This window comes from Vibrio chagasii (genome assembly GCF_024347355.1).
GTDB lineage: Bacteria > Pseudomonadota > Gammaproteobacteria > Enterobacterales > Vibrionaceae > Vibrio > Vibrio chagasii.
Window position 1 is genome coordinate 593539 of the sequence record NZ_AP025465.1, and the last position, 11045, is coordinate 604583.

Genomic DNA, 11045 nt, shown 5'->3' on the forward strand with positions numbered 1-11045 from the left:
CGAAATGCATTTGGATCATCATGGGCCAAACGAACAAACCTAGTTAGTCACGATAGGCTCTTTGTTATTCTCGTTCGATACTCGGTTATCATCGCTGGATACTGTGTCGATAGTTGAACTGATGTAAGGCACGTTAGTTAGGTTGATCTGCAAGCGAACCACGTTATCAATCAGCTGAACGAGTGGGCCCCATTTCACCTTTTTTTCTTTCTCAAACACGTAATTGAAGTTTTCTGGTGTCCAATCCATCAAGTATTGAGGGTTCAATGAGCGACCAAGGAAGCGTACTTCATAATGCAGATGTGGGCCAGTTGAGTTACCTGAGTTACCACAGCTCGCAATCACATCACCTTTACTAACAAACTGACCGCTGCGAACTTTGAATTTTTGCAGATGCGCGTAAGAGCTCATGAAGCCAAACGAATGGCGCATGGTGATAAAGTTACCAAAGCCTTTCTTACTTGGGCGTACGGTTTCAATCACACCATCTGCTGGTGCTAAGATATCTTCACCACGCTTACAAGTAAGGTCGATACCAGTATGGTTGTGGCGTTTGCCTGTAATTGGGTTAGTACGGCGACCGTATGAAGACGAGATGCGTTGATAAGCCATCGGACTATCATTAGGAATTAAGCGGAACATGGTAGCTCTTACCGCGGAATCGACAGCTGCAGCATCAATGCGGTCTTCTAGTGAAACCTCATCGGTGTGTAACTCTTCATCAGCCAGGCCTAGAACGGATTCCACATCGAATACACGCTTACCGAGTAACTGAATCGTCCCTTCTTTCTCAGTTAAGGCTTGAGAAAGGTTATGGTTGGTTTCAACTTGTTCCGCGTATAAGAACTCGGTCTGCTCTTTTTCAACAATCAGAGTTTCAATTAACTGTTGTGCATCACCGGCTTGTGCAGCTAGCTTGTTTTTACTCTCAAGGTGCATGTAGGTTGCACCACCAATCAGCATCGGTACTGAGAGCTGGGAGGTCATGCATAAGAGTACGGCTTTTCGACCGAAGTAAAACGTCTGTTCCCCCTGACTAGAGGGAATAGTAATGGACACTTTTTTAGACATGGTTCTGTATTAACTAAATGCTTCTAATAGAAAAAGGGTAATGGAGATATTATTCCTTGCCTAAGTCGGTAAGGTGTTCAATCTCTCTATAAAGCAGGTCATCGTCACCAACATTAAGCTCAACAAGGCGCTTAAGGTGGCTGATACTATCAATATCTAAATGCTCTATGCGTAAACGCATTGAGGTATTGATGGTAGAGACTATCGTTGCTTCTAACTGAATGTTGATATCGCTGTTGGTCAGCTTAAAGCTAACGTGAACAGGGTTCTCCTGGTTAAGTTGCTGTAACTCTTCGCACTGAATGAGTAAACCATGAAGAGATAAGTCTTGCACTGAGCCTGATACATTTACTTGTCCTTGTGAGATTTCAGTCGGAACTTGATAAATAACTCGTGAAAATTGACGTCTTTCAATCATAAGTATTCTCTCTATATCGGTGCGGAATGCGTAAGCCAGATATATCAAAGGCCGCTATTATCGCGGCCTTTGTTCAAAATACAAGCTTATTTACTTAGCAATACGTTTGTACTTGATGCGGTGTGGTTCTGCCGCTTGAGCGCCCAGAGTCTTCTTCAGCCACTCAGTGTACTCAGTATAGTTACCTTCGTAGAAGTTAACTTGACCTTCATCACGGTAGTCTAAGATATGGGTCGCAATACGGTCTAGGAACCAACGGTCGTGCGAGATAACCATTGCACAGCCAGGGAACTCAAGTAGCGCTTCCTCAAGAGCACGTAGTGTTTCAACGTCTAGGTCGTTGGTCGGCTCATCGAGTAGCAGTACGTTACCGCCCGCTTTTAGTAGCTTAGCTAAGTGAACACGGTTACGTTCACCACCAGAAAGCTCACCGATGATCTTCTGTTGGTCGTTGCCTTTGAAGTTGAAACGAGAGCAGTATGCACGTGCTGGGATTTCGAAGTTGTTGATCTTGATGATATCAGCGCCTTCAGAGATCTCTTGGAATACTGTCTTAGTGTCGTCCATGCTGTCACGGAACTGATCAACAGAAGCAAGCTTAACTGTTTCGCCCAGTTCAACCGTACCTGAGTCTGGTTGTTCTGCGCCGCTTAGCATCTTGAATAGTGTTGATTTACCCGCACCGTTGGCACCTACGATACCCACGATTGCACCCTTAGGCATGCTGAACGATAGGTCATCGATAAGAACGCGGTCACCATATGACTTAGTTAGGTTCTTAACTTCAAGAACTTTGTCACCTAGGCGCTCACCTGGCGGGATGAATAGTTCGTTGGTTTCGTTACGCTTCTGGTATTGGCCAGTCGTCAGTTCTTCAAAACGAGCCATACGAGCTTTAGATTTAGCTTGACGACCTTTAGGGTTTTGACGAACCCACTCAAGTTCTTTCTCGATAGTCTTTTGACGTGCGCTTTCACCAGCTTTCTCTTGCTTTAGACGCTCATCTTTTTGCTCTAGCCAAGACGTGTAGTTACCTTGCCATGGGATACCTTCACCACGGTCAAGTTCTAGAATCCAACCAGCAGCGTTATCTAGGAAGTAACGGTCGTGGGTAATCGCCACAACAGTACCGCTGTAGTCCACTAGGAAGTGCTCAAGCCATGCAACCGATTCTGCATCTAGGTGGTTCGTTGGTTCGTCAAGAAGCAGCATGTCTGGCTTCTCAAGAAGTAGACGACAGATAGCAACACGACGACGCTCACCACCAGAAAGGTGTTCAATCTTAGCATCCCACTCAGGAAGACGAAGTGCGTCTGCAGCGCGCTCTAGAGCTGCTTCTAGGTTGTGACCATCTTTTGCTTGGATAAGCGCTTCTAGTTCGCCTTGCTCTTTTGCTAGTGCATCGAAATCTGCATCTGGTTCAGCATAAGCCGCGTAAACTGCGTCGATACGTTTAAGTGCATCAGCAACATCAGAAACCGCTTCTTCTACGATTTCACGAACCGTTTTTGATTCGTCTAGTACTGGTTCTTGAGGTAGGTAACCTACGTTAAGACCTTGTTGTGCACGAGCTTCGCCATCGATATCAGTATCAATACCAGCCATGATACGTAGTAGGGTAGATTTACCTGAACCATTTAGACCCAAAACACCGATTTTAGCGCCAGGAAAAAAGCTAAGAGAAATGTCTTTAAGAATTTGACGCTTAGGTGGAACAGTTTTGCTCACCCGAGACATGGTATATACGTATTCAGCCATTGCCGATCGATCCTAATTATTGTTCAAAATTGTTAGCTATTTTATACCAATATCCCTAAAGATGTTACTCCTAGGAAAGAAAAGCCATTCTTGAACGAATCCTTACTTACTATTGTCACATTGGTTATTAAAACTATATTTAATATGCTTCTTAGATGAAGTGTTAAATATTAATAATATTTACACTCAATTCCTTTACATTTTATGTGATGTCGGGCGTAAATAGATTTCACGTATTCATACACGCACTAAGGAAAGAGCGAATGTTTTTCCGAATTGGTAATACGAAGGTTGCTGTGGCTGCATCGGCAATCTTGTCTTCAGTTTCACTGGCTCCAATGGCTATGGCTAGCAATGCCTCAGAGTTAGAAATGCAGCGTGATGTTTATGATAGAGCGCAAGAGGTTTTAGACAGCCGTGATCTAAAAGCTTATTTAGCACTGCGCAGCAAAATTCAAACATACCCTCTCACGCCTTACACCGATTATCGTGCTTTTCTTATTGGCTTAGGTGATCGCACTCCGGCGGAAGTGGATGCGTTTATTGAAGAGAACAAAGCACTGCCATTTTCTAATCGTATGCGAGCACCATATTTAGATATGCTGGCGTCTAGAAAACAGTGGCAAACCATCCTCGAGTTTCAGACCAAAGAGCCAGTGGGCGAAAAGTACCAATGCATTTATTACCGAGCGAACTATGAGCAAGGTAATCAAGAACTGGCTTTTAAAGGAGCGAAGCAGCTTTGGTTGAGCGGCGATGGTGTTGATGACGCTTGCGACCCGTTGTTTAAGAGTTGGGATCAAGCTGGCTTGAGAACCGATGAACTAATTTTAGAGCGTATGCTGTTAGCGTTTGAAGGGCGTAACGGTAAGCTGATGACCTATCTGATCAAGCAATTGGATCATAATGAGTCAATTGCTCAAGCTAAGCAGATGAAGGCGTTATACAACAAGCCTGAAAATGTGCTCACATTCGCTAAGAAGCATCCAGCCAATGAGTTTTATCAAGCTCAAACGGAGTTTGCTTTTAAGAAGCTAGCAAGAAAATCGGCTAGTAGTGCCCAAGAAGTATTCGATGAGGTCATCAAGGCTCAGAAGTTTTCTGAAGAGAAATATCAAGAGCTCGCTGATTACCTGACTTTCCGTTTAATCAATACCGATTCTGAAGAGTTGATGGAGTGGCGAGATGAGATGTTGGCGAGTTCGTCGAAACAAGTCTTACTCGAACGTCGTGCCCGTTTGGCTATTCAGCATGCCGATTGGGCTGGATTGAAAGAGTGGATTGCCCGCTTAGACGACAAGCACCAAGCGTCATTGCGCTGGCAATATTGGTTAGGCAGGGCTGAAATAGCAACAGGTGATACTGAAAAGGGTAACCAACGTCTGTCTGATATTTTAGGTCAGCGTAATTTTTACAGTGTTGCAGCAGCAAAGCAGTTAGGTAAACCGATTCAATATCCAACTTCTACGTTGAAATACAACCCAGAAACAGTGAAGCCTTTTAGTACTTCGCTGACTCGTATCGATGAACTGATCACTCGCGATAAAATTGCCGCAGCCAAAAGTGAATGGCGCTGGCTACTGACCAATGCAGATAAAGAGCAAAAAGAGATGCTGGCCGCTTACGCTGCGACACAGCGTTGGAATCACTTTACTGTCATTGCCAGTATTTCAGCGAAAATGTGGGATAACATTGCGCTGCGTTTTCCGGTTGCTCATAAGTGGTGGTTTAACTTCTATGCGGAGAAGCATGATATTGATCCAATCACCTTGATGTCTCTAGCAAGACAAGAGAGCGCGATGGATTCAGAAGCTCGTTCTCCAGTTGGTGCACGTGGTGTCATGCAAATTATGCCAAAGACAGCGCAATACACAGCGAACAAGCACAAGATTAAGTACAAGGGTAGCGATGATCTTTACGATGTCGGCAAGAATATCGAAATTGGCAGCCACTACTTAGATGGCTTGCTCTCTCAATATGACAACAACCGTATCTTTGCTTTTGCTGCCTACAATGCAGGTCCAAGCCGTGTTAAGCAGTGGCGTTCTCGCAGTGACGAAAAGCTTGATGCCTTCGCTTTTATTGAGATGATTCCATTCAAAGAGACACGCGGTTACGTTCAGAACATCTTAATGTTTGAGACTTACTATCGAGACATCTTGGGTGAGCAGGGCGAGTTTTTGGCTCCCCATGAGGTGAAAACTAAATACTAGTGGTCGATAAGTCCTGAAACTGAGTGACAATTGAAGGCAGTGAGTGCGAACCATTTCCGCTTACTGCCTTTTTACATTGGATCACATCCAGTATTTCGGTATAAAGTGGTAGACGCTTTCAATCGATAAGCGACTCTTTAAAGTCTAAATTTAAAAGTAAGTGTAGATATATGGCATCACAACCTGAATATGATAACTGGCAACAACTCATGGATTTAGTTAAGACAGCGGTTGAGAAAGATCAGCATGAACTGTTGTTGACCATGATGATGACGCCCGATGAGCGAGATGCTCTGGTTGCTCGAATTAATATTTTTTGTGAGCTAATGAAAGGTGAAATGTCTCAAAGACAAGTAAGCCAAATGCTGGGAGTCGGTGTGGCAACCATCACCAGAGGCTCGAATGAGCTCAAGGCAAAATCAGAACAAGAGAAAGCGATTATTGCCGATCTGCTGCTTAAGTAATGATGGCTTAAGCTATCACTGAATAGCGAGAGTGCGAATTGAAAAAAAACGCTAACTGAGGGTTAGCGTTTTTTAGTTTCTAGAGCTTGCAATCGAGCTGCTAGAAAGCTTGAGAAGCATTCATTGGTCAAGCCGAGAAATGCTCAGGGTTCACAAATGGGATCAGCGCTAAGATTAACGCTTGGTGATAGACCGAGCTACGTGAAAGCTGGTTATGTGTCAGTAAACCAATCGCTCCACCTTTTTGTTTGATATTGTCAGTACCAAATACTTCATCCATCACATCCCCGAGTTCGTTAGCGTGTTCTAGCTTCTCAAGAACGGCTGGTGGCAACATCAGGCTTGCCGAGCGAGATTCTCCACGTTGGCCATTTGATTCAATCACCATCCAAGCAAAGGTAACCCCGCCTTCGATTCCCGCTTCTAACCCAACATAGAAATCCGCATTAGGTTGCTGTTGTGTCGCATTGTGAACACGGTTTACAGCACCTTGATAGGTTTCATCATTACTCATCGGCTGATCGGCAACACCACTTGGCACACTTACCCCCGTGAACTCAAACCCGGTGTTGGGAAACGCAGAGACAAAAGCACTTTTGACAGCATTGATCTTAGCGGGATTTAGCGAGGCGATGATGACAGATTTCATGTGTTCGATTCTTCTAGTCGGTTGATTCAGTTGGCGCGTGTTAATCGTTCTGCTGGTGCTTAAATCGCTGTTGGTGTTCTTGATACCAGTCGCTTAGCTCATTGAGAGGCATAGGCTTACCAAAGTAGAAGCCTTGCAGCATGTCGCAATGCGCGTCTTGTAGCCATTGGTGCATCTCTTTGGTTTCGATACCTTCAGCAGTCACGGTTTTACCTTGCGCGTGACACAGTCCGATCACGGGTTTAACTATGTTCTGATTATCTGTTTCGATCAAGGCTTCTAAAAAACCTTTGTCTAATTTAATTTTTTGCGTTGGGTACTCAACCAATTGAGTGATGGATGTGTAGCCCGAACCAAAATCATCGATAGCTAATCGGTAGCCCATTCGAGCGAGTTCGTTGAGTAGCGGAAAACCGTGTGAATTTGAATAGAAAGTCTCGGTGATCTCAAAATCAATTAAGCTTGGTGGAATGCCATTAATCTTTGCGTGTTGTTCAATGAAATCCGCTAGGTGCGTAGTCTCTATCCCTGCGGAAGATAGGTTGATGGACAGCTGAATCGAGTGATCAAATTGACCCTGAAGCTGATGGAAAGAAGCGAAAGCATTCTTGATAACCCAGCGGTCGACAAGCTCAAATAGCCCAGTTTGCTCGGCAATAGGAATAAATTCATTGGGTGCAACCGTACCAAGTTGTTCGGACTCCCAACGCAATAGAACCTCAACCCCAATCACGTGGTTCCCTGCGGCATCCATGTAAGGCATATAAACGAGTTTAAACTCTTCATCGAAGTTTTTATCTCTTAGGGCACGCTCAATATTGGCTTGACGCTGAATAGTTTTATCCAAATCTAACGAGTAATCCGCGAACTGATTCTTGCCAGCATGTTTTGCCTGATACATCGCAGTATCAGCGTTTGAGAGTAGTTTCTCTATGGTATGCCCATCACTTGGGTAGGTCGCGATCCCAATGCTCACGGTAATCGGAAAGCTTCCTGAGTCGGTGATAAAGCCTTTTTGTAGCGGGGTCAGTAATTTTTCTGAAAACTGATGCGCAATATTATCGGCATTCGCTGGGGCATTGATATAGATAACAAACTCATCGCCCGACAAGCGTGCAGGCATGCAGTGAGCGCTGTCGCTCTGTTGAAAAAAGTCACATAAAGCGGTGATGCGCTCTGCAAAAGAAACCAGTATTGAATCCCCAATCTGGTGTCCGTATTTGTCGTTCACAAACTTAAAGTTGTCTAAATCGAGATAGAGTACCCAGGTATTGTTTTTCGAGTCAGGGGCTGGCAGAGACTGTTGCACAAACGACTGAAATTGAAGTCGATTGGGGATTTGCGTTAGCTGGTCATTCTCTGCCAACACTTTGGTCTGTTGGTAGGTATTATCGAGCTCTTGGTACATGTCATAAAAACGTTGTGACAAGCGGCCTAATTCATCATTAGTGCCTAAGCGCTCAATGTTCTTTCTTTGCTTTTTTTCGACCTGTTGCAGCTGCTTATCCAAGCGCGTGATTGGATTAATCACACATCGGGATAAAAGCATGAGCAATAAGCCCATACTGACAAAAGCAGAAAGAGCAAACGACACGCTGAGCTCATTCCAGATGGATTTGAGTTTGTTGTCCAACAAAAAATGAGCGGGGTCGAGTGTTGCGTAAAACTCAGGCCCTAGCTTTACTGACTGAGTTAAGCCATTTCCTAGGGATATCGGCTCATCGGTAAAGAAAAGGCTAGTTTGATAGTCAAACTCTATCTGTTTTCGTAGTGAATTAAACTTATCGAGAGAAACAGATACGACGAGAAAAAACACATCGTTGAGTTGTTCGCTTATCGGAGCGGAAACGCTCTTTTTGTCGAGTACTTCATAGTGAACAAGCACACCTTCACCTTGTGAGTTTTGGATGTAGTCAGTACCCAAAGCTGTGCGTTTTTCTTGGTATTGATGCTCAACGAACTCTAATACTTTAGGGTCCATCTCTGCATAGGGATCTCGGCTATTTTCGGCGTAATAGCTGACAGTGCGATCACTGTCTAGCAGAGCTAGTCCGGTAAAGCTGTCGTCGCCATCTTGCAATAACTTAACGGTTTCGTGCAGGTCATCGATGAGTGCGAGCTCTTGGCTGGGGTTCTCTTCAGCCAAGAAGAAGCGTTTAATCATGTCACTTTTAGTGAGTGCATAAGAATAGCTATTAAGAAAAGAGCGTGACTGGCGAAAGTGCCCGGCCAGTTTTTCCATACTTAATTGCAGAGCGTTATCTTCGCGTTTGATGAAACTGTTTTTTTGAGTTGAGTAGATGATATAGCTGGAAGTCGCAGTACTTATCAGTATTACGGGTGCAATCAGAAGTAATATTTTCGTACTTAGCTTCATGGCTACTCACAACATGGTTTATAAATTTGAGCGCGTAAGTCTATGTTACTTGGAGTGAGCTCGCTATTAATTACACGTTGTACGGTGCTTTCCTGTGAAGGCGGTAAGGTTTTGTCTTTATTGATAAAAAAGCTACTAATGAGTTTTCTGTTAGAAAAGCGTAGGGCTACTTAGAGGGGAGGTGGTGTAGAACGATAAATCAATGATTAGAGGCTAGGAAATGCCAAAGAGAGCGTTGCTTCTAAATGATATGTGTAGTCATGGTGATTTAAGTATTTGGCCTACCATAGGCCAAATACTTATGTTAGCTGAAAGCGTTATTCGTTCTCGGCTACGACAGCTTAACCTGAGTCGCTTTGATGTTTTCGCTTGGGTAACAGCCTAGCACTTTGAGGTGGCGAGTAATGGCCGTTAACTCTGTGATCGCTTGCTGCATATTATCTGAGTCTAGGTGTGCTTCTAAGTCTACATAGAACATCTCTTCCCAAGGGTTACCCATAATCGGACGAGACTCTAGCTTAGTCATGTTGATACCTAAGCGTTGCAGAATCAGTAGTGTCTCTACTAATGAACCAGCTTCTTGTGAAGTCGACATAATGAGTGTCGTCTTCGCTGGGATTTGCGTTGATACTTCAACTGGCTTGCGTGCTACCACGATGAAACGCGTGTGGTTTTCTGTTTGATTTGCAATGTTACCTTGGATTGGCTGAAGCCCGTAAAGCTTGCCGCTCGATGCGTTACCAATCGCTGCGACATCATCACCGTCCAGATCTTTCACCTTTTTCATAGCGTCAGCTGTGCTGGCACAAGACTCAAGGGTGACATCTTTAAGACGGCTCAAAAACTCGCTGCATTGCTGATGAGGTTGTGGGTGCGAATAGAGGGTTTTGATGTCTTCTAAACGGATATCATTCTTAGCAACTAGGCAGTGCTCAATGGGTTGAGATAGCTCACCTACGATATAAAGCGTTGTGTGTTGAAGCAGGTCGTACACTTCGTTGATTGAACCTGAGCTGGTGTTCTCAATCGGCAATACGCCGTAATCTGCATGTCCCGATTCTACTGTTGAGGCAACCTCTTTGAAATGGCTACAGTTTAGCTCAATCAACTCCATATTCTTGCGGCTGAAATACTCGCGGCTTGCAAGGTGCGAGTAAGAGCCTTTAGAACCCAAGAATGCCACGCGAGCCAAAGGCTTACGGCTTTGTGGATTTGCGAGGTTTTGTAAGTATGACTGTTGCAGTAGAACTGAATCTTCAATGATGGTGTGAAACAGCTTAGTAATGTACTGAGCATCCAATTCGTATTTGTCTTTACCGTTGTTAATCAGCTTAACCAACAGTTGTTGTTCTCTTACTGCATCACGAACTGGCTTTGATGTCTCTACCTTGCTTTTAGCAACTTCGATGCTTAGCTTGCGACGTTCTGAAAGTAGTTTCAGTAGTTCGTCATCTAAATCATTAAGACGAAGGCGGATATCATCCAGTGAAATTGAGCGGTCAGTCATAAATGTGTCCTTATAAAAAAGCCTCCCTAGTTTGGGAGGCTTCTTGTTCGTTTTTGACTTGTTTTTCTAAAACGACTTAGCCTCCGATTTACGGAAGAAAAAAGAAGTCAAAAATAAACAAAGATTGGGTTTGCATAAAAAGTGATTGTTTTATGAATGTTTAAACACAATAAGCAAGCGAGCTACGAGCGTCAAGCAAAAAAATAGCGCCCTGAGGCGCTATTTTTTAATCTGTTATCTTTCCTTATTCTACTTCAGCTTCTAGCTCTTCGATTTCAGGCTTTTCAGCGCGGCGCGCTTCTGGTTTATGGCGTAGCTTGTTGAGTTGACGCTCTAGTTTTTGTTCTACTTCGTTGATAGCAACGTAGAGGTCGTCATGGATTGATGAAGCTACAAGTTGTCCTTTTGGTACAGTGATTACCGCTTCAAATTTCTTCTTCTTGTTTGGTTCTTCACTAAAGCTCGCTTGGCAACCAATGATGTCTACTTGCCATTTATCCAGCTTTTTAAATTTGCTTTCTATGTGATCACGGATTGCAGAGGTAATGTCGATGTTTTTACCAGTGATGTTCATTTTCATAGAAGTTT

The 11045-nt window shown here is 44.0% G+C and carries 9 protein-coding genes and 1 other annotated feature; of the genes, 2 read left to right on the forward strand and 7 right to left on the reverse strand.

The genetic code is table 11. The features are described 5' to 3' along the window. Window positions 1-39 precede the first annotated feature (39 nt). The 3 genes from OCV52_RS02610 to ettA form a co-directional block, all read right to left on the reverse strand. Window positions 40-1071 (reverse strand): M23 family metallopeptidase, encoded by a 1032-nt coding sequence (locus OCV52_RS02610; protein WP_137408520.1) that lies wholly within the window; start codon window positions 1069-1071, stop codon window positions 40-42. Window positions 1072-1120: 49 nt separating this feature from the next. Next, window positions 1121-1489, reverse strand: a complete 369-nt coding sequence (locus tag OCV52_RS02615) for a PilZ domain-containing protein (RefSeq protein WP_137408521.1) — start codon at window positions 1487-1489, stop codon at window positions 1121-1123. A gap of 90 nt (window positions 1490-1579) precedes the next feature. Beyond that, window positions 1580-3247: an energy-dependent translational throttle protein EttA gene (ettA, locus tag OCV52_RS02620; RefSeq protein WP_004739497.1), complete on the reverse strand. Its 1668-nt coding sequence runs from the start codon at window positions 3245-3247 to the stop codon at window positions 1580-1582. A gap of 263 nt (window positions 3248-3510) precedes the next feature. On the opposite strand from ettA, the gene sltY reads away from it, so the two are divergent. Beyond that, window positions 3511-5460, forward strand: coding sequence for a murein transglycosylase (gene sltY, locus OCV52_RS02625; RefSeq protein WP_137408522.1), 1950 nt, complete (start codon window positions 3511-3513; stop codon window positions 5458-5460). 170 nt (window positions 5461-5630) lie between these two features. Next, window positions 5631-5924: a trp operon repressor gene (trpR, locus tag OCV52_RS02630; RefSeq protein WP_008221633.1), complete on the forward strand. Its 294-nt coding sequence runs from the start codon at window positions 5631-5633 to the stop codon at window positions 5922-5924. A 127-nt stretch (window positions 5925-6051) separates the two neighbouring features. Here the strand turns inward: trpR and yjjX are convergent, their stop codons facing one another. The 4 genes from yjjX to hpf form a co-directional block, all read right to left on the reverse strand. Further along, window positions 6052-6573, reverse strand: a complete 522-nt coding sequence (yjjX, locus tag OCV52_RS02635) for an inosine/xanthosine triphosphatase (RefSeq protein ID WP_137408523.1) — start codon at window positions 6571-6573, stop codon at window positions 6052-6054. A 40-nt stretch (window positions 6574-6613) separates the two neighbouring features. Beyond that, window positions 6614-8950, reverse strand: a complete 2337-nt coding sequence (locus OCV52_RS02640) for a putative bifunctional diguanylate cyclase/phosphodiesterase (RefSeq protein ID WP_137408524.1) — start codon at window positions 8948-8950, stop codon at window positions 6614-6616. 331 nt (window positions 8951-9281) lie between these two features. Beyond that, complete coding sequence (pheA, locus tag OCV52_RS02645) at window positions 9282-10457, reverse strand: prephenate dehydratase (RefSeq protein WP_004739491.1); 1176 nt, start codon at window positions 10455-10457, stop codon at window positions 9282-9284. A gap of 12 nt (window positions 10458-10469) precedes the next feature. After that, window positions 10470-10591: a sequence feature (Phe leader region), on the reverse strand. 110 nt (window positions 10592-10701) lie between these two features. Beyond that, complete coding sequence (hpf, locus tag OCV52_RS02650) at window positions 10702-11037, reverse strand: ribosome hibernation-promoting factor, HPF/YfiA family (RefSeq protein WP_004739490.1); 336 nt, start codon at window positions 11035-11037, stop codon at window positions 10702-10704. Window positions 11038-11045 lie beyond the last annotated feature (8 nt).

What these genes read in the sequence shown, in the direction of transcription:
- trpR (WP_008221633.1), top strand. Translation starts at nt 5,631, where the DNA reads ATGGCATCACAACCTGAATATGATAACTGGCAACAACTCATGGATTTA.
- ettA (WP_004739497.1), bottom strand. Translation starts at nt 3,247, where the DNA reads ATGGCTGAATACGTATATACCATGTCTCGGGTGAGCAAAACTGTTCCA.
- hpf (WP_004739490.1), bottom strand. Translation starts at nt 11,037, where the DNA reads ATGAAAATGAACATCACTGGTAAAAACATCGACATTACCTCTGCAATC.
- yjjX (WP_137408523.1), bottom strand. Translation starts at nt 6,573, where the DNA reads ATGAAATCTGTCATCATCGCCTCGCTAAATCCCGCTAAGATCAATGCT.
- OCV52_RS02615 (WP_137408521.1), bottom strand. Translation starts at nt 1,489, where the DNA reads ATGATTGAAAGACGTCAATTTTCACGAGTTATTTATCAAGTTCCGACT.
- OCV52_RS02640 (WP_137408524.1), bottom strand. Translation starts at nt 8,950, where the DNA reads ATGAAGCTAAGTACGAAAATATTACTTCTGATTGCACCCGTAATACTG.
- OCV52_RS02610 (WP_137408520.1), bottom strand. Translation starts at nt 1,071, where the DNA reads ATGTCTAAAAAAGTGTCCATTACTATTCCCTCTAGTCAGGGGGAACAG.
- sltY (WP_137408522.1), top strand. Translation starts at nt 3,511, where the DNA reads ATGTTTTTCCGAATTGGTAATACGAAGGTTGCTGTGGCTGCATCGGCA.
- pheA (WP_004739491.1), bottom strand. Translation starts at nt 10,457, where the DNA reads ATGACTGACCGCTCAATTTCACTGGATGATATCCGCCTTCGTCTTAAT.